The 18,779-nt window shown below is 44.6% G+C and carries 16 protein-coding genes; 8 read left to right on the top strand and 8 right to left on the bottom strand.

Annotation, left to right across the window (positions count from 1 at the left end; genetic code table 11):
- Positions 1-1,221 (top strand): chitinase (locus tag ACHUFW_RS03320; protein WP_394200586.1); only part of this gene is annotated, 1,221 nt, incomplete at its 5' end.
- Positions 1,222-1,665: 444 nt separating this feature from the next.
- Here the strand turns inward: ACHUFW_RS03320 and nrfA are convergent.
- Positions 1,666-3,054, bottom strand: coding sequence for an ammonia-forming cytochrome c nitrite reductase (gene nrfA, locus ACHUFW_RS03315; protein ID WP_394200585.1), 1,389 nt, complete (start codon positions 3,052-3,054; stop codon positions 1,666-1,668).
- A 316-nt stretch (positions 3,055-3,370) separates the two neighbouring features.
- On the opposite strand from nrfA, the gene nrdG reads away from it, so the two are divergent.
- Together nrdG and nrdD are read left to right on the top strand one after the other, a co-directional pair.
- The gene (gene nrdG, locus ACHUFW_RS03310) at positions 3,371-3,868 is read left to right on the top strand and encodes an anaerobic ribonucleoside-triphosphate reductase activating protein (protein ID WP_394200584.1); all 498 of its coding nucleotides are present in this window, start codon (positions 3,371-3,373) and stop codon (positions 3,866-3,868) included.
- The gene (gene nrdD, locus ACHUFW_RS03305; RefSeq protein ID WP_394200583.1) at positions 3,855-5,651 is read left to right on the top strand and encodes an anaerobic ribonucleoside-triphosphate reductase; all 1,797 of its coding nucleotides are present in this window, start codon (positions 3,855-3,857) and stop codon (positions 5,649-5,651) included. Before nrdG ends, nrdD begins: the two co-directional genes overlap by 14 nt.
- A gap of 652 nt (positions 5,652-6,303) precedes the next feature.
- Here the strand turns inward: nrdD and ACHUFW_RS03300 are convergent.
- Complete coding sequence (locus tag ACHUFW_RS03300) at positions 6,304-6,726, bottom strand: DoxX family protein (protein ID WP_394200582.1); 423 nt, start codon at positions 6,724-6,726, stop codon at positions 6,304-6,306.
- The gene (gene ohr, locus ACHUFW_RS03295) at positions 6,723-7,151 is read right to left on the bottom strand and encodes an organic hydroperoxide reductase Ohr (protein ID WP_394200581.1); all 429 of its coding nucleotides are present in this window, start codon (positions 7,149-7,151) and stop codon (positions 6,723-6,725) included. Before ohr ends, ACHUFW_RS03300 begins: the two co-directional genes overlap by 4 nt.
- Before the next feature lie 547 nt (positions 7,152-7,698).
- Here ohr and ACHUFW_RS03290 point away from each other — a divergent pair.
- Together ACHUFW_RS03290 and ACHUFW_RS03285 are read left to right on the top strand one after the other, a co-directional pair.
- Entirely contained in the window at positions 7,699-8,193 is a 495-nt protein-coding gene (locus ACHUFW_RS03290; protein ID WP_394200580.1) for a hypothetical protein, read from the top strand.
- 111 nt (positions 8,194-8,304) lie between these two features.
- Positions 8,305-9,324, top strand: coding sequence for a lipid A deacylase LpxR family protein (locus ACHUFW_RS03285; protein ID WP_394200579.1), 1,020 nt, complete (start codon positions 8,305-8,307; stop codon positions 9,322-9,324).
- Positions 9,325-9,381: 57 nt separating this feature from the next.
- On the opposite strand, the gene ACHUFW_RS03280 is transcribed toward ACHUFW_RS03285, so the two are convergent.
- The 5 genes from ACHUFW_RS03280 to ACHUFW_RS03260 all read right to left on the bottom strand — a co-directional run bounded on the left by ACHUFW_RS03280 (position 9,382) and on the right by ACHUFW_RS03260 (position 14,886).
- On the bottom strand, positions 9,382-10,227 hold the full coding sequence (locus tag ACHUFW_RS03280; RefSeq protein WP_394200578.1) for a hypothetical protein: 846 nt from the start codon (positions 10,225-10,227) through the stop codon (positions 9,382-9,384).
- Positions 10,228-10,262: 35 nt separating this feature from the next.
- A complete protein-coding gene (locus ACHUFW_RS03275) occupies positions 10,263-12,458 on the bottom strand; it encodes a cation:dicarboxylate symporter family transporter (RefSeq protein ID WP_394200577.1) in 2,196 nt (731 codons plus the stop codon).
- Between the two features lie 67 nt (positions 12,459-12,525).
- Positions 12,526-13,665, bottom strand: a complete 1,140-nt coding sequence (bshA, locus tag ACHUFW_RS03270; protein ID WP_394200576.1) for an N-acetyl-alpha-D-glucosaminyl L-malate synthase BshA — start codon at positions 13,663-13,665, stop codon at positions 12,526-12,528.
- A 225-nt stretch (positions 13,666-13,890) separates the two neighbouring features.
- Positions 13,891-14,175 carry a DUF333 domain-containing protein gene (locus ACHUFW_RS03265; protein ID WP_394200575.1) on the bottom strand — a complete coding sequence of 95 codons (285 nt, stop codon included), beginning with the start codon at positions 14,173-14,175 and terminating at the stop codon, positions 13,891-13,893.
- A gap of 48 nt (positions 14,176-14,223) precedes the next feature.
- Complete coding sequence (locus ACHUFW_RS03260) at positions 14,224-14,886, bottom strand: hypothetical protein (RefSeq protein ID WP_394200574.1); 663 nt, start codon at positions 14,884-14,886, stop codon at positions 14,224-14,226.
- Positions 14,887-15,146: 260 nt separating this feature from the next.
- On the opposite strand from ACHUFW_RS03260, the gene ACHUFW_RS03255 reads away from it, so the two are divergent.
- The 3 genes from ACHUFW_RS03255 (at position 15,147) to ACHUFW_RS03245 (ending at position 18,727) form a co-directional block, all read left to right on the top strand.
- Positions 15,147-15,788, top strand: coding sequence for a hypothetical protein (locus ACHUFW_RS03255; protein ID WP_394200573.1), 642 nt, complete (start codon positions 15,147-15,149; stop codon positions 15,786-15,788).
- A 198-nt stretch (positions 15,789-15,986) separates the two neighbouring features.
- The gene (locus ACHUFW_RS03250; protein WP_394200572.1) at positions 15,987-18,137 is read left to right on the top strand and encodes an LruC domain-containing protein; all 2,151 of its coding nucleotides are present in this window, start codon (positions 15,987-15,989) and stop codon (positions 18,135-18,137) included.
- A gap of 17 nt (positions 18,138-18,154) precedes the next feature.
- The gene (locus ACHUFW_RS03245; protein WP_394200571.1) at positions 18,155-18,727 is read left to right on the top strand and encodes a hypothetical protein; all 573 of its coding nucleotides are present in this window, start codon (positions 18,155-18,157) and stop codon (positions 18,725-18,727) included.
- The last annotated feature ends 52 nt before the right edge of the window (positions 18,728-18,779 follow it).

Genomic DNA, 18,779 nt, shown 5'->3' with positions numbered 1-18,779 from the left:
GACCCGACTGACCCGACTGACCCGACTGACCCGACTGACCCGACTGACCCGACTGACCCGACTGACCCGACTGACCCGACTGACCCAGAGGAGACGTATCAAATATCTAGAGCTGATATAGAAAAAAAAGAGCTAGAACTAACGTCATCTGAACTAATGCTAAAGGTTAAAAGTTCAATCAAAACACTTGAAAATGAAAAGGTTGAGGCGATACGCCCTCATTTAGCTTCTAATCCAGATAACGTTAAGCGCATTGAGTCAATCATCAATAGTGATGACTGGAACTATTTATTCCCTAGACGCTCACCTGAGTACACTTATCTAAACTTTTTAAAAGCTACTGCTAAATTCCCTGCATTTTGTGGCAATTACAGTGACAAAAGAGATGCTGATGCAATTTGTCGTAAAGCACTAGCAACCATGTTTGCTCATTTTACACAAGAAACTGGCGGACATACTGCTCACTGGGATGTGCCAGAATGGCGACAGGGGCTAGTTCATATCCGAGAGATGGGCTGGAATGAAAACATGCGGGGAGGATATAATGGTGAGTGTAATCCCGATACATGGCAAGGAGAAACATGGCCTTGCGGGACTTTTGAGAATGGAGAATATAAAAGTTACTTTGGGCGAGGCTCCAAGCAACTAAGCTATAACTATAACTACGGTCCATTCTCAGACGCTATGTTTGGTACTGTACGGACTTTATTAGATCAGCCAGAAATGGTCGCTGACACGTGGCTGAACCTAGCCAGTGCTGTGTTTTTTTACACATACCCACAACCACCTAAACCTAGTATGCTTCATGTTGTAGACGGCACATGGGTTCCAAATGAAAGAGATTTAACTAATGGCTTAACACCAGGTTTCGGTGTTACAACACAAATAATAAATGGTGGTGTTGAATGTGGAGGTAGTACGGAAATAGCACAGTCACTAAACCGTATTGAGTACTACACTGAGTTTGCTAATTATTTAGCAGTTCCCATTGCTGCTAATGAAAAACTAGGTTGCGCAGGTATGAAGCAGTTTGACGAGGGTGGTGCTGGTGCACTGCCCCTCTCTTGGGAACAAGATTGGTCTTGGAGCGAAAACACTCCTGATAATAAAAGTTATGCATGCCAACTTAAGAATTATCAGACTCGATTTTCTGCACTAAAAAAAGGTGATTACGAATTATGCGTTAAGCATTATTTCCCTAATGTGAAAGTTGTTGATTAGCAATAACGTTTTAAAGGTAGAAGTAATAATTCCTCTACTTAAGTATGAAAATTTAAAGTCTTCTTGCTCTGTAATGGTCAAGTAAAGCCATGGAGCAAATCTGGGCTTTTGGGACGTAGGGGCGGAAACAAGCTTAAACGTCGCTTGCGACAGCCCCGAAGGGGCGAGTATCAGGATGATACGAGTAAACCCGCCGCCTCCACCAATTCAGAAAAGGCCCTAACACGAAAGTGTTGGGGCCTTTTTTATATGGCTAATATGTGGGTGATTTAACCTGTATTTGAAATTAGAAAATACCAACTAAATGGATGAGGGACTTAATATTTGAAGAAAAAATGCCTATATAGCGGTGCTCGACAGGTGAGGTTTGAGCATAGAGATGTGTCGCTATATAGGACTTATTCGTTTAACTTTTACAACTTAGGGTTACCCCATTAGCTGTGATTATTTATCATATTTTGCTTCTCTTTCCTTGGCTTGCTCATCCCACTTAGGCAATACCGTTTCTTTGAAATGTGCTTTTTCAGCTTCTAGCTTTTCCATGTTCAAGCCAATGGCTTTTTGCGCTTTTTCCTTTGTTGAAATATCAGGAATCGCAACAGGTTGTTTAACCCCTTTCGCTGACAGTAAACGGGCTAGCTTAACGCGAGCATCTGCTGATTTATCAATTGCGGTACCCAGCACTCGCAGAGCTTCTTCAGGGTTATGCATGGCGATACCATGGGACGCTGTTGCATGATCCCAACGCCACTGCGCATGGCGAATATCAGTTTGAATCGGTTTCATTTCATCTGCAGTAGCACCGGCTTCAATCGCAGCGCCAGCCTCATAGTGGGCATGAACTAGCTGCGTCTCTACTCTGTCTTTAAGCTCGGCGATCATCGCTTTACGCTGTTCTAACACATCTTGCATCTGCTCTTTGGTTTGTTCATGGCAGTTGGCACAAACTTGATCATAACGATCAAATGGATTGCCGACTTTATGATCAGTAAATTTGCGCCCTTCTGCGTTAGTGATCTTGGGCATGTGGCAGCTAATGCAGGTCACATCATTTTGTCCATGAATACCTAAGCTCCAAGTTTCATAGTCCGGGTGCTGCGCTTTAAGCATGGGGGTTTTGGATATTTGGTGCGTCCAATCCACAAATTCAATCGAGTCAAAGTAGCGCTCAACGCTATCAGCATCGACGCCCTTGTCCCAAGGAAAAGCGGCTTTCTTATCTTCACCTTCAAAATAATATTCCACATGGCACTGACCACATACCATCGCTTGTTTGTCTTTGCGGCTAGCTCCATCCCACTGTTTACCAATTTTATCCATCGCCCGTTGTGCAAACGGTCTAGATACTCTTAGTTTTGCCGAGCCGGGCTCATGGCAATCTTGGCAGCCGATAGTATTGACGATGTCTGATCCAGCTTTACTCCATTTACCACTGAAGAAGCCATCTTCGCCCTGCTCGGCTATCATCCTTGGCACATCAGGGCCTTTACAGGACCAGCACGCCATAGGCTGCAGATCTTTATGATCAGCGTCTGGACTACCAACCCTTAGAGTATCTCTCAAGTCGGTGATCGCATATTGATGGCCACGGGGCGTATCATAGTCTCTAGAGAAGGCATAGCCTGCCCATAACACCACGAGGTTAGGGTTCTCTTTTACCTCATCAACTTTGCTATCTTGCTCAATCGTTTGCTTCCAGCTTTGATACTGTTTGGGAAATTTCTTTTGATATTGCTCGCTACGAGGATCAAGTTGCTCTGTCGCTAATACACTGCCACAAATCACGCTAATCACTAATCCCACTGCGCTGAGCTTGATTGTATTTCGGTTCATCTTATCGCCCTTATCATTTGAATTTTTTAGGCATTTTAGATGAGCTTTCGTTGTAAATTAATTTGAATAAATTGACTTAAAAAGTAAGAAGAATTTACTTAAGTAACCGTTAATGATTAGCCATATATCAACCTAACAATCCGTTTTATAAAATGTCAGCCATTACATTTAGTGGCCATCAACCAATCAAGACCACTATATCTTGTGGTTCACTTTCCTTTTTAGCGAACAATGCTTGATCCAGATCAAGTCAAATACTTAGTAAAAGACTATATATTGTGCCATAAAACAATTATAGACCTACATATGGGTAAAAATGGACTTCAACTGTTTACACCCCACCATAGTATTTCAAGAGGTGCCACAAGAGATCAGCCTCTGCTTTAGCATTACAGGCTGCCGTGTTGGTTGTAAAGGTTGTCACAGCACTGAGCTGTGGGACCCAAAGCAGGGCGAACCGCTCAGCAACCAGCGCTTTACTCACTGGATTGAACGCTACCAAGGCCTCATCAGCTGCGTACTGTTTTTTGGTGGCGAGTGGCAGCCCAAGACGCTGATTGAAAAACTACATATTGCTAAATCTTACGGTCTTAAGACCTGTCTCTATTCAGGCGAGCAGCATGTGGATATGGCAATCAGTTCACAGCTGGATTTTCTTAAAACCGGCCGTTGGGTGCCCGAGCTGGGCGGCTTAGACAGCCCGCGCAGCAATCAGGTGTTTCGCGATATGCACACCCTTGAAAAATTAAACCATCTCTTTATCACCTCACCTAGCCATACTTCAATTGCAGGAGCAGACAATGTTGCGGCTTAATCCAGAGCAGATCGACAATAAAAAAGCGTTTATTCAACACTATTTTCAGGCCAAAAACGCCGCCGACGCTTCCAAGCTAGATGCTAACGCCAATGTCAGCCATAAGAACATCGCCACCCTAGAGGCGGAGCTACTCAAGGACTGCTTTGTGCAGATAAACCGTGCCTTAGTGCAGGATAGAATTCGCGCGCTATATGATGATGCCTTGGCTGATGAGTATCTGCGCCAAATTGAAGCCCACGAAATCTATGTTCACGATGAAACTAGCCTTAAGCCCTACTGCACTTCCATCAGTATGTATCCGTTTCTGCTCGATGGTTTAACCAAACTTGGCGGCGAGTCTAAAGCGCCCAAGCACCTTTCCTCTTTTTGTGGCTCGTTCATTAACCTGATCTTCGCCATCTCGGCGCAGTTTGCCGGCGCAGTGGCCACGGTAGAGTTTCTCACCTATTTTGACTACTTTGCCCGCCGGGAGTTTGGTGATGACTATCTCGACAAGCATGAGTTTGAGATAGCCAACCACCTGCAGCATGTGGTCTATGCCATCAATCAACCGGCCGCTGCCCGTGGCTATCAGAGTGTGTTTTGGAACATTTCGGTATTTGATCAGCACTACTTTGACGCCATGTTTGGTGAATTTGTTTTCCCCGATTTTAGCCGCCCTGACTGGCGTAGTGTCGACCGCTTACAACACTACTTTTTAACTTGGCTGAACCGTGAGCGAGAAAAATCGGTACTGACCTTCCCAGTGGTCACCGCCGCCATGTTGACCCAAGATGGCCAATGTAAAGACACTGACTTTGCCCGTAAGCTGGCACAGCAAAAAGCTGATGGAAACGCGTTTTTTATCTACCTATCTGATAGTGCAGATTCGTTAGCCTCATGCTGCCGTTTACGTAATGAAATTGCTGATAACACCTTCTCTTACTCGCTGGGAGCTGGCGGCGTGGCCACCGGTTCAATTAATGTGATCACACTGAATATGAACCGCTTGGTACAAGATGACCGCTGCCTGAATAACGAAATAGAGAAGATCCAAAAATACCAAATTGCCTACCGCAGCTTAATGCAACAATACCTGCAGCAGGGAGCGCTATCAGTGTACGATGCGGGCTTTATCTCGCTAGATAAACAGTTTCTCACCATAGGTATTAATGGCATGGCAGAAGCGGCTGAATTTAAAGGGCTTACGGTGGGCAATAACCCACAGTATAAGCAGTTTGTTAGTGAGCAACTTAAGGTTATTTTTGATGCTAACCAGCATGCCAAGGCACAAAGCGGCTACATGTTTAATACCGAGTTTGTGCCAGCAGAAAACCTAGGGGTGAAAAACGCCATGTGGGATCGTAAGGCGGGCTATCAGGTTAACCGTGACTGCTATAACTCCTACTTTTATCTGGTGGAAGATGAGCAGACCAACCATCTGGATAAGTTTGTGTTGCATGGCAAAGAAATCAATCAGTACCTCGACGGCGGCTCGGCGCTGCACCTGAATTTGGACGAAGCCCTCAGCGCCGAGGCTTACCTCAAGCTATTTAATGTTGCCGCTAAGACCGGCTGCAACTACTTTTGCGTCAATGTGAAAATCACCATCTGTAATCAGTGCGAGACGATAGATAAACGTACCTTAGATCACTGCACCAGCTGCGGCAGTCGCGACATAGACCACGGCACACGGGTCATTGGCTATTTGAAACGGGTCACCGCCTTTAGCGAGGCAAGGCAAAAAGAGCACAGTCTGCGCCACTACCACCGAAACAGCTCAAGGGAAAGCGTGAGGTAAACGACTAGAGCCAATATCGGCGCTGAATGTGAGCGGTGATTAGCCCCACGCTGTAGTGGTTATCGGCAACTGACACTTAATGGCTGATGCTAATGCTTTGTAACGCATGGGTGTTAATTAGCTTATTGCTTAGCTATTTGGCTATTGCTTAAGGCTGCTGGCGAAGTACTATAGCTTTTGGCTGTGCGCTAGCCAATTCGGCAGGCTTTTAGGTTGTCTTCGACAAAAAAGACCCGCTTAACAAAGCGGGTCTTTGCAATAAGTGAAAAGCGCGTCGAGGGCGACGGACCTAATTCCAATGATTAAGTCTCACTCGCATAAGTTCACTAGCTCATCAGCAGCTAAAACCATTCACCGACCAGCCTATGCACCGTCGAGAGCTCCAATGCTCTAGCTCATGCTAGATTGAAAGTGCATACATATGCTCTAAGGGTTATGCAATCTCCCCCGTTGGCTACGCTATAAGCCCATAACTAACGTAGTTGCTACTCTCACGATAACGCTCAACCATTACATTCGAGCACAACCGCAAAAACGCTTTTCAAGATTCAGTATAGCCCGTTTTTACACCTAAACGGCCTATATGAGAATAAAGTCTATCTAGCGAAAACCTTATGCTGTCACGTCTAGATGCTCACTGTCACTAGCTGTACTAACGCGCTTGGCTTCGATAGTGACCACCAAGCACCAGCAAGCCGGCAAAAATGCCAAGATTTTTAACGAAGTTTTGCATCTCATGGGCAGCTTCTAACCCACTTAAGTTCCAAAAGTCGTGTAAACATACGTTAATCACTAGCACCATCAAGGCTAAACCCAAAGCGACAATGGCGACATAACGATTAGCGATTAATAGCAGCCCAGCAACAATTTGCACTACAGCTGCAATGGCCAGTAACGGCTCAATAGCCACCATTTGATGTTTAGCCATTAAAGCAACATGGGTATCCCAACTGATGAATTTCATGATGCCAGGCAATAAAAAGTATAACCCCAGCATCACCCGCCCCATTGCTAGCAAATATTTTGCCTCTCGCTTCGCGCTTAACTGTTGCATCACGCTGGTCTTCTGTATCATGATACTAGGCCTGCTCCATTGACAGTAATGCCAACGTCTATGTTGCCGCGCACCGCATTGGAATAAGGGCACACCTGATGGGCAACGGCCACTAACTGGTGCGCCTGCTCTGTCGGTAACTCTAGCTCAACTGATAAATCAACAGTCAAGGCAAAACCACCGTCTTCGCGCGGTCCAATACCAACTTTGGCAGTGACAGGTGCTTGCTTTAGCGAGATTTTTGCTTCGTGGGCCACATAAATAATTGCATTAGAAAAACAGGCGCTATAACCCGCGGCAAACAACTGTTCAGGGTTGGTGGCTAACCCCGTTCCTCCCATAGCTTTAGGGTAACTCAACGCGACATCGAGTAAGCCATCATCAGTTTTTACGTTGCCATTTCGACCAGCAGATGCCGTCGCTTGTGTTTGATAAATTACCGTCATGTTTAAATCCTTGATTGTTATGTCATGAAATCTTTTAAGCACATTCACGTATATAAAACCAATCGGCATAAAGATGTGATCGCTCAGCGAGAGTTTAGCGCTTCTGAGACAAGGTCATGAAATGCTCCTCGGTAACTGCTCCTGCGTTACTCTCGTTCAAGTTCGTTTACACAGGATCAGAAGTGCTAAAACTCGCCCTTTGGGCGCTTTTTTGGCTGCCTACTTCTTCGTTGAATAACTTCCCAATAGAACCACTATTACTTAAGTTATTCGTCTCGAATTAGTTTGCCAAAAATAGCTCTGAGTAGATCACTTTCTTATGCCGATTGGTATAAAGCCGTCTATTCAAACAAAACTCTCATTCAAACTTAGCGACCCACTTAAGTTGTGCACAATCTATTTACTACAAGCATAATCACAAATTAGATTGCGCACAACTTAAAAATCATATTTGATGATAAAAACATCACATTCAGCTTCAGTTAAGCACAAAATTTCTACACTGGTTTGACTTAAACAGCAGATCATCAAAATGAGGACAACCTATATGAAGCAAGTTATCATCATTTCGACTTTGTTAGGTGCAGCCGCTATCGCCACTGTGGGCGTAACGACTAACGTTGCTGATGCAAAAGAGCTTAATCGAGATACTTGGACACAAGTGGAAGATGGCAAACGCGAGCAAGCAGCAATTATTGCTAAACTCGGTTACCAACAAATGCGCTTAGTTTCCATGGGCGATGAAGCAGCCGTTCTGTTTACTAATGTCAACGATCAGTTGTATTGCAATCGACAAGATGCTTTGTTTAAGCCCATTGATGCCAACATCAATGTCAACCTAGATTTTAGTCAGCAAGCTTCAAAGACAATCTCGCTACCCGCTAAAATAGGTTGTGAATCTGGCTACTCATTTGCTCTTGTCGAAACTAAGCAAAGTGAACAACTTATCGCTATGATGCAAGATGCAAAATCACTACAATTCTATGATCAAAGTTATTCACTGAACGGTTTTGATGAAGCAGTTCAGTCAATTATCGACTAATGCAGATTAACCACTAACTCCTGCTACAAAACGTCACAGTAAATCACTTTGCCACTATCATGGTGGACGATATGCTTAAGCTATCATCCACCCATGATTAGGTACCACTGGATGCAATACCTTATACATCGCCAGCTCAATGCCCTATGCCGCCCCTTACGTTGCTACCAGCGATGGGCAGGGCTTGGCTTGTTATTGTTAAGCTCCAGTACCCAAGCTAGTCAATGGCATTTGCAACTAGATAACGACATTATCTATGGCGACGACGGTAACTATACCAGCGGTATTTTCCTTGGGTGGTCAGCCGATTTACAACCATCGTTGGCACAGGCACCTAGCTGGTTTCAATGGCAGAGCCTAATTGGCTTTGATCAAGCCTATACCCATCAAAATTGGGGCGTGAGTATTGCGCAGCAAATGTGGACTCCCGCAGAAATTGAATTAACCACCCCACAACCCTATGACCGCCCCTACGCCGGAACCTTAGCTGTTGAAGGATATACTGCAACTTACAGTGACACATTAGCTCAAAAAAATTGGTTAGCGATTGGCGTGATAGGCCCGGCATCGGGTAATGAACAACTACAAAGCTTTATTCATAAAGTTACTGGTTCTAGCGCTCCTAATGGTTGGGACCATCAAATAGAAAATCAGCTGACGATACAGGTCGCTTATGAGATAGATAAACTCTTGCTACGCCAAACGGCAACGGCTGAAACACAATGGGAATTAGCTGGGTTTGGTCACGCTCAAGCGGGCAATGTTCGCAGCCAAACTGATATCGGCTTGAGTTTACGTTGGGGAAACGAGCTGGCGAGTAATTTTGGTCAGTTAAGCCAACATTCGGGCCATGTTGGCAATATCACCTCACAAAGCCAACCCAATACCTGGTTTGCATATACCCGTGGCTTTATTGGTTACCGGTTCAACGATCTCACTATTGACGGCGACCTTCCCTACGATAACCAAGTTAAACCAGAAAAGCAGCAAGCCGGATTCGATGTTGGCATTGTTTGGGCACACCCAAAATGGGCGCTAACTTGGCGTTTTGCAACCTATACCAAAGAGTATCAATCTGATCCTAAAGACTGGCACGGCTATGGCTCACTAGGTATCACTTGGTCATTATAAGCATCGCTTTCATTGTCACTAAAAGTGCCACTGTCATTGCCACTACAACTCGTTAAGCTAGAAGCTAAATGCCCAACCTAACATTGGCCCTTGCTGAATAAAATCCATGGTTGTGGATAGTCCATCTTGCTCAGTGTCATTGCCTATTTGTAAATATCGGTAGCCAAACCAGACATTGTGCAAATGGCCAAAACGATATAGACCCACCGCATTAAAGCCATAGTTACGATCATTGTCACCGACTATCTTAGTGTCAGCCGAAACGCCCAGCCCCCAATTGTCGGTAAGCCAATAGCGGTATGATATTCCCGCCAGCCAATCAAACTGATGCGATTTTGAAAGTGGAATGTTGGCCTCTATTTGAATCAAGCCCTCATCAACCGCAGGCCTTACGTTTAGATCGACTTGATTAAACACATGCCTGACACCAGTTAATAGCCTTAAACCAGGATAGATCTCATAGCCCACCAAAAGATCATTTACCGCCATGTGCATATCTGTTTCGATAAGATGTTCTGGCGCGATAATACCCCCAGTGATAGGGCCTTTAAGCCCCTCGGGACGCCTTTCGGTTCTGACATGGAGGTAATTAAGGCGTAAGCTGTAAAGCCAGCGCCCTTTTTGCGCATACAGCTCACCGATAACACCAAAGGTCAAATTATCAAGAATATTCTCAAACGGCACTTCAATATCGACACGTTCTGTATCGGCTTCTATCTCGCCTTGAATACTCGGCGCCCAAATCATTGGAAATAGCAATAAATAATGCCATTCATCACTCTCATCTATGTAGGACTCAGGACCTATTTCATAATCAACTTGACCATATACAGGCCTAGTTAGCCCGCATAAAACCACCACTGCCGCCAACACATATGGAAACACTCTACTAAACGTGTACAACCTATCCCTCACTATCATCACAAAGTCGCAATGCCCTAATCTTCAACCCAATGTAACACATCCTTAATCACCGACCATCTAGGTTGTTTAGGTTTGGCATTTTCCCCTAAAATCCAATAGTTATATAGTCTATCGACATAACCGCTAGACTTTTGCAATTCAAGCCAGCTATTCATAAAGCTTTGCAATGACTGGTTGTCTAGCGCGACAACATACGATGCAGGGAAAGAGCGGATCTCGTCACGGTTGTATAGCGTGGTATAACTGGGGTAAAGAATAGTCCAGGTTTTACCCGCTTCTAAGCTGAGTAATAATCCATCCCACGTTTTGCCGTCATCATCAAAAAACACCTTATCAGAGGCGATACTATCGAACTGCCAATGGGGATATTTGAGTTTCAACATTGGAATAATGGAGTAATCGCCGACCGAGGCAACGCGTAAATTCAACTTACTGATTTTCTCAGGAGTTGAGAAATCGTCCGCACGATGATCTTTGACCACAAAGGTATAGTGCAATGAAAGCACCGGATCGGTAAAGCTGACAAACTGCAAGCGTTTGGTGGTCATCTGTATACCTGAAACCGCCAAATCAAACTGCGCGGTATTGAGCGACTCAACTGCGGTATTTGGGCTGTAGGGAATAAATTTAACCTCTACCCCCAGCTCCAGCACCAGCTTTTTCATCATTTCAATATCAAAACCAACCAACTCATCTTTTGCATTAAAATAGGAGAACGGCACCTGAATAGGGTTATAACCTACCCTTAGCTCGCCACTGGCAACAATCTCTTTTACAGAGCGTGGTTGCCCAACTGCAATTGGACTCGCATCTAAATCGATACTGGCCTCAGGCAACTTAGTCGCTGCACTCATGTGTGCGACAACCTCATCCATTTTATATTCGGTATTCACTATCTTATCGAGTGCTACAGAGGTAACTAATAAGCAGCTACCAAACACCACAGGAGTCAATGCACTATAAACAATCAGGCGCTTCATGCTGACTTTGGCAATACCCGCCAACATAGCCGTACCGCCAACCGCTAAAATAAAGATATTCATTGCTGCTAGTAAAGAGGTAAAGCGGCTGGTAAATAGACTCGATACCATATAAAGCTGGAACAGATCTGAGGACAACTCCAGTGAGTCCAGCAACATGGGGATAGTTAAATACACGCTACCGAATAGGCTAATTAACCCATTTACCGCCATGGGGAAATAGGTAATAAAATCGAGTTCTTGGCCTGAAAACCAAGCGGCAAACAACACAAAAACAATCGTTAGCAGCTTACCTAAGTTAGGGAAGCTAAAGACCACAGGAACAATAATATTGGCATAATCGTCAGTGTCTTTATTACCAAGCTGGTACTTATGAAATAAATCCTTGGTTCGCTCAATCAATAAAGGCAACACAATAAAAATATTGCCGGCGGCAAATGCGGTGATCAGTGCATCTTTAGCAATGCCGGAAATATCTCGATAAGAAAACGGCGTGATTACCGCAATCATTGCCGGTAACACCCAATAACTGAGTAACCCGGTCATCACCACATGGGCAGCAAAATAAACCTGCAATTTTTGAAATTCATCAAAGTCCATGGTGCCAGCCGTTGCCGCGGTCATAGCAAAAATACCGATAGGCATCATGGTCACTATGTATTGGGTCACTTTATTAAATGAGGCGCCGAGCAATTGCATTGGTTTAAGCAATGACTCTTTATCATCAATCGAGATCAGCGCGATACCGGTGGCAACACAAAACAGCACAATGGCTGGAATATAACTATTGGATAATGAGAAAAATGGATTAGACGGAATATACAGATCAAGAATATTGACCGATTTAGGATCTTCCAGCGCGGTCAAACTGAAAAACTCACCAGCAACCCAGTCGGGAAACGTATACTTAATCGCATACATAGCCACCAAGCCAAACAGCCAGATCACCAGCATCAACTTACCCACTTTGACCCCCAACGACCTAGCTTGGTCGTAGGTGAGATTTCCAAGACTCGAGATCAAAGAAACAATAATGTAAGGAATAATGGTCATTTGCAGTAATTTGATAAACGCATCACCAATCACTGACATCCAAGCCAATCGCTCACCAAAAAACAAACCGCTGAGTATGCCCGCTGCAAATGACAGTAACACTATGGTCGACATACTGAGCTTTTTCTTCTTAGGCTCGCTAACGACGGGTTCCCCGGTATTGGCTTTGGTTGTCATAATGATGTCCTATCATATTTTATGGCTTATTAACTCTGTATCGCAGCGGTCAACTTCGCTGACTCTACTACGAATGACTTGCTTGAAATTGTGCTATCGCTTCGCGGTAAGTTGTTAAGTATTGGGCAATTTTGTCTTCTGGATTAAACAGCTCCGCGGCGCGTAACCTGCCTGCTCGCCCCATTTTTTGTTGTAGGTCGGCATCCGATAAAATCGTCACCGTATGTTCAGCCAACCCAGCAATATCATCCGGATCTGCCATCAGGCCAGTTTCTCCGTCTTGCATTACCTCTGGGATACCATCAACATTACTGGTTACTGTAGGTACGGCACTAGCCATTGCTTCGAGCACAACTAGACTGAACGACTCTTTATAACTTGGCTGGATAACACAATCGGCATTAGCCAGATAAGATTCAACATGGGTGACATCACCTAAAAAGCTGACTTTATCCAAAATGCCTAGTCGCTGACACTCGACCTTCAAACCATCAATATCTGGCCCAGAGCCCAGTAAAACCAAACGCACATCTAGTTGCTGCTGCACGATATTGAACGAGTGAACCACTGCTTGGGTGTTTTTAATGGCGCGGAAATTTGAAACATGCATGATAATTTTCTCATCATCATGAGCCAATGTACGCCTGACATCTTTACTGGCGTTATCTGGAGAAAATACCGACAAGTCGATAAAGTTATGGATCACTTCAATTGGGTTATCGATATCAAAATTTTGTCGAATGTAATCACGTTGAAACGCAGATACCGTAGTGACTTTGTCACTCTTGTTGATACTAAATTGATTAAGGGGGTATAGGGGTTTATCCTGCCCTATGACAGTGACATCGGTACCATGGATGGTGGTGATAGTCGGAAATTTACGTTGACTGATCTCGCCTGCTAAGTAGGCACATAATGAGTGTGGGATCGAGTAATGTGCATGCACGACATCGAGCTGATACTGCTCAGCAACTTCAACAATTTTTGCGGTAAGCGCAAAGGTATATAACGGATCAGTAAACAAAGGATAATGAATCGCCTCAACACTATGAAAAAAGACATTATCTAAGTCTTCCAGCAGCTTAAACGGACGAGTTCTAGAAATAAAATGAACTTCATGTCCAAGCTTTGCGATACCAAGACCTAACTGAGTGGCCACTAAGCCCGACCCACCAATACTGGGGTGGCAAACAATCCCTATGCGCATATCCCACCTACAATGTTAGCAAAAAGTTAAAGCTACATTATTGGAACGTAACATTAAATTTTGATTTCAACAAAAATATCTTACTTTAATGCTATTGATAGCTAGCGGAAGCTACTGGTGGCAGGATGTTATGTAAATAACTTCATTTGAAGGGCGCGCCATTTTGGGGAATAGTTCATAATGGTTCCAAAAAGTAAAAAAGGGCAAGTTTCCTTACCCTTAAAATTAAAAGCTATGTTGCCGACGATAATAGAATAACCAGTGCTCAATAAGCTGCTCATCCATTAGCTCACACACATCGATCCACTCATCTTCAGTTTCCACCTTTCGCAGCTTACCGTTTTGCGACAAGCAATAGTCAGCCGCTGGATTCGACTGTGACAATAACGCCTCCGCCGTGGTTTCAGCATGAAGCGGTGATGTATAACACACTAAAATGATCGCTGACCAAATACCCATAAAAATCAGCAACAATACAGAAAGTGGCCAAGTTAATTTGTCTGATTTCATACTCTTCCCAATTAAGCGCCAGCTACGGCGCTTTAACTAAGCAAGCAATTAGAAACGATAGCCAACAGTGAACATCACTGTACCTAGGTCTTTATTATCGAATGCACTTTTAACGCGTTTTCCTGCTGTGCTACCTTTCTTATCATCGATATAGCCTGAACCACTAACCGTCATATCACGGTCGCCACTTTGGAAGGTATAGTGCAGGTTAAAGTTAAGGCCATTATCGAGATAATAACCCACACCGACCATAGGGCTTAGCTCATAACCGCTTGAGCCATTCAAGCTCACTCCGGCTTTATGAAACTCATTAGAATTAGGTAACGTAGATGCGTGAATCCCTAAAGAGTTACGGTATTTGGAATAATCGACACCGACTTTAACAGCTAAATGACCAGTACCAACAGCAAATTGATAACCTAAATACACAGAATGTGCTTTAAACTGCTCATTGCTGCCCGCTGTCACTTGAGCAGCACTGCCATCAAAATCAAAAACTTCAGATTGGGTTGAGTCCTTCTTATCACCAGTGTAGGTATAACCAAACAACACATCCTTATATCCGAGCTCGACACCTGCCGCAACATTGGGTTTAAAGGCCTTATTGTGCGATACACCTAACATAGGGTTAATAGTAAATTCTGACGCGGCAGCGCCATTTGATACTGCAACTAAACCAACCAACGCGCTTGCTAAAACAATCTTTTTCATATCTTCTCTCTCACACAAGTAATAAAAACAGTCAGGAGCTACTATCGCCGCGCTTTGGCTTTGGCAATAAACAGCGCTTGGAAGCCCAAATACTCAGCTCCATTTGATGGTGAGATAATAGGAAGATGAGATTTACTAGACACCATTAATAGAATTAGTAATGACTACTAATGGTCATACTGGCAAAATGAACGACATTGAGATGTTGCTTCGCGGCACATATTCCGCTTAATGATTTTTAACGCGATTAAGGAATCAACGTGACAATTAAACTATCGCAAAATGCCAAGACAGAGCTTGGCTGCTTAATGGTTAATACCGACGAACTCACCGACTTGCTCACCATGTTGCCTAAAGAGCGATTAGCTCAGTATCCACAATTGCAGAAAGAACTATTCAGCAAGCACCCAAACGTAAAGGCATATAATAAAGCCATTAAAGATAAGCAATTTAGCAAGGAAGAATATCGCGATCGTATCTTTGCCAGGTTGGATATTTTTGCTTATGAGTTGGCGATTGAAATGAACAACGATTTTCTTATCGATCGCGTTAAACTCATTGTCGGTGACAACATTAACCAAATAGATGAGTTATCGATCCCAGAGATTGGTGCAGACGTCATTGGCAGAATATTAAGTGAGCTTGCAAACCAAGTGAACAAACAATTTACTCCCAAAACAGAGCATCCTTTTCTCGCTGAGCGTGGCCGAATCGATCACAGCTTTTGGCGTCATGCCGATAAAGCCTATCTCGCCTTTGAAGAAGGTTACGTGACTCAAGCCGCATTAGATGCTTGGTGTCAATTGAACCTAAACACACGCTGCCCGCAGAGTTTTATTCGTTGGCTAAAAACCCATGGTGATCCGCGAGAGTTAAGCTGCTGGCAAAACTACATTAAGTAAGAAATGCGCTGGCTCGTTACTGGCAAATAAAAATATAGCGGGCCGCCACTTTCATTCTGCATTTATGGGCTGCGATGCGCTTTGCATTATGCGATAAAATGCAGTTCAAAAATACAAATAACAAATAAATACAATAACTTAAAAACTGGCACCACTCATGCATAGCTTATCCTACCTAGCTAATATGAGGGATACATCATGCCAAAGTCCACAACACAGTTAACATTGGGGGTAGGCTTAATAGTATTGAGCCAAAGCGCCTTAGCAGGTGGATTTCAAGCCTGCCCAACTCAAGCTTTTATTATACAAACACCATCGAGCACCACTAAAACCTACGGTGTTGACCTTGCTACCGGGAGTTATAATATTCTCTCGCCAGATATGGGCCGCACAGCTGCCTATAACGGCGTTGGCTTTAGTTATCATGACAATTACATCTATGGGTGGGACTATCAAAGCAGCACACTCGGAAAAGTCGGTGACGATTATCAAATCATGCCGCTTAGCATCAGCAAAGACAGCGATGCCGCCAGTGCGGGGAATTTTTTCGTGGGTGACGTCTCTGTATTAGAGAACGCTTGGTATGGTTACCGCAAAAATAAAGGCTTGTTCAAAATCGCACTGGATGACAGTAACAACTACAGCATGAATATCGTGCCCGGTAGTAAATCAAAAGCCACTTATAACATTACCGATTTTGCCTTTCACCCAACCGACAGTTATATGTACGCGCTCACCAATGGTAGTGTCGGTCGCCTGATACGTATTGACCCACAAACAGGTACCGCAACCACGCTGGCTGATGTTCTCACCAGCAGCGGCTCGAACTTCGTCTTCGGCGCACAATTCTTTGACCCTGATGGCAACCTATACGTTAGTAATAACAGCGACGGTAATATTTACCGTGTCAATGTTAATGATGCTAATCCCAGCGGTGAGTTGTTCGCTTACGGCCCTTCATCATCAAGTAATGACGGCGCTCGCTGTGCACTAGCCGAAGTCCCCGTTGGAGAGAACGTCGACTTTGGTGATGCACCTGACAGCTATGGAACGTTAATGGACAGCAACGGCGCCAGACACTCTATTGTTGCCGGATTTCACCTCGGTAGCCTAGTCGACAATGAAGCCGATGCTTATGCCTCACCTTTGAGTGATGACAGCAGCGATGGCAGCAACGATGACGATGGTATTAGCATGCCTACCGGTTTTGAGCTGGGAGAAACCGCGATCATTCTAGTCGATGTAACTGGCAGTGATGGATACTTAAATGCCTGGTTTGATTGGAACATCAATGGTGAGTTTGAAGCATCAGAGCAAGCTATATTTGCTGAAGCGGTGGATAACGGCAGCAATACTATCTATGTTGAAGTCCCTACATGGGCATTAACCGGTGACACTTGGGCGCGATTTAGATTAAGTACCCAGCAAGACATTGCCCCAACAGGTGGTGTCAGTGATGGTGAGGTCGAGGACTATCAAATTAGCCTGACCGAAACGGGCGTCACGGTTAACTACTACCCGTCTTCATCTACTTATACCTCAATTGCCTATGAAGATCTCTATCCAGATCAAGGTGACTTTGATATGAATGACGTTGTCGTGCAGCTGCAGTTTGCTGAATACATCAAAGACAATCAAGTTCGTCGCATCACGATTAAAGCACAATTGGCGGCTATGGGCGCAGCCTATCACAATGGTTTTGGTCTGCAGTTACCGGGTGTTGCGCGTAGTAAAGTTAAAGAGTCACTGGTGACTTTATATGTTGATGACGTTAAACAATCAGGCAACCCGCTTGAAGAAGGGCAAACCAATGCGGTAATGATATTTACCCAAGATTTGTCTGATCACGTAACACTGGAACAAGGCTGCCAATATTTGCGTACTGAAGTGGGTTGCGACACCGCTTATCGCACCACCTGGGAGATGCAAGTCCCCTTTAATACACCAATTTCAACCAGTGCGATGCCAAGTTTTCCGTACGATCCGTTTATTTTTGCCACACCAAATACCGATCATGGCAATATCGCTAAGTATTATACCGACGGTAAAAACCCCGGACGAAAATGGGAAGTCCACCTTAAAAATATGGCGCCTACAGACACCTTTGAGCCTGCTTACATCGGTGCTCGGGATGATGCAGCTGATGCGAGTTTAGGCCGCTATTTCCAAACGGAATCTGGTATGGCCTGGGCGTTAGAAGTACCGGTAGATTGGCAGCACCCAATAGAAGAACAGCGTTTAGATAATGCTTACACAGACTTCGTTGACTTTGCCGCCGACTCTAGCGGCCAAACGAAGCCTAACTGGTACTTAAACCCAAATAATCAACTTGTATTCGGCAATCAATAGCAGCCAAGGAGAAGACTATGAATACCTTAACAAACACGTCAATGAACATGATGTTAAAAAGCCTTCAAGTAGGCCTAGCCGCTATCAGTGTGATTGTATTGTCAGCATGTGGTGGAGGGGGCGGAGATGATGGTGGTAGCTCACCAAGTGCAGCTTCGCCATCAACACCACCGGCAACCACACCGCCACCAGCGACTACGACACCACCTCCGGCAACGACACCACCTCCGGCAACGACACCGGATCCTGAGCCAGACCCTAGTTCATTAGATGACTTAGCGGTGGACCCTGATAACATGCTGCAATCGGTTTTTGAGTTGGCGATAGATATTGATTTGGGCAGTACCGAACGTGCCTACTTCTCGCTTTGTGACCAATTTCAACCTCAAGGCAGCGGGTACAAAGTGAACTATAACTCTTGCCTATTTCGCGGAGCGTTAACAGATGGCAAGCTCGCCAATAGCATTAAGGTGGCGAACCATCAAACTGAACTACTTGCCGTTATCTGGAAATACGACGGTTCTGCCCCACTGTATCAATCTTGGCAATACCAAGCAGATACAGTGCCGAGTTTAACCATCAACAACTAGCCAACAAAAAAGGCGATGCCAATGCATCGCCTTTTTCATCACCATACCACTA

This window comes from Shewanella waksmanii (genome assembly GCF_043643685.1).
Lineage (GTDB): Bacteria > Pseudomonadota > Gammaproteobacteria > Enterobacterales > Shewanellaceae > Shewanella > Shewanella waksmanii_A.
The sequence above is the reverse complement of the archived record's forward strand: the minus strand, read 5'-3'. Positions and strand labels throughout refer to the sequence as shown.

Excerpts from the sequence above, each read along its gene's own strand:
- nrfA (WP_394200585.1), bottom strand. The coding sequence starts at position 3,054 with ATGAACCGAAATACAATCAAGCTCAGCGCAGTGGGATTAGTGATTAGC.
- nrdG (WP_394200584.1), top strand. The coding sequence starts at position 3,371 with ATGGACTTCAACTGTTTACACCCCACCATAGTATTTCAAGAGGTGCCA.
- nrdD (WP_394200583.1), top strand. The coding sequence starts at position 3,855 with ATGTTGCGGCTTAATCCAGAGCAGATCGACAATAAAAAAGCGTTTATT.
- ACHUFW_RS03300 (WP_394200582.1), bottom strand. The coding sequence starts at position 6,726 with ATGATACAGAAGACCAGCGTGATGCAACAGTTAAGCGCGAAGCGAGAG.
- ohr (WP_394200581.1), bottom strand. The coding sequence starts at position 7,151 with ATGACGGTAATTTATCAAACACAAGCGACGGCATCTGCTGGTCGAAAT.
- ACHUFW_RS03290 (WP_394200580.1), top strand. The coding sequence starts at position 7,699 with ATGAAGCAAGTTATCATCATTTCGACTTTGTTAGGTGCAGCCGCTATC.
- ACHUFW_RS03285 (WP_394200579.1), top strand. The coding sequence starts at position 8,305 with ATGCAATACCTTATACATCGCCAGCTCAATGCCCTATGCCGCCCCTTA.
- ACHUFW_RS03275 (WP_394200577.1), bottom strand. The coding sequence starts at position 12,458 with ATGACAACCAAAGCCAATACCGGGGAACCCGTCGTTAGCGAGCCTAAG.
- bshA (WP_394200576.1), bottom strand. The coding sequence starts at position 13,665 with ATGCGCATAGGGATTGTTTGCCACCCCAGTATTGGTGGGTCGGGCTTA.
- ACHUFW_RS03265 (WP_394200575.1), bottom strand. The coding sequence starts at position 14,175 with ATGAAATCAGACAAATTAACTTGGCCACTTTCTGTATTGTTGCTGATT.
- ACHUFW_RS03260 (WP_394200574.1), bottom strand. The coding sequence starts at position 14,886 with ATGAAAAAGATTGTTTTAGCAAGCGCGTTGGTTGGTTTAGTTGCAGTA.
- ACHUFW_RS03250 (WP_394200572.1), top strand. The coding sequence starts at position 15,987 with ATGCCAAAGTCCACAACACAGTTAACATTGGGGGTAGGCTTAATAGTA.
- ACHUFW_RS03245 (WP_394200571.1), top strand. The coding sequence starts at position 18,155 with ATGAATACCTTAACAAACACGTCAATGAACATGATGTTAAAAAGCCTT.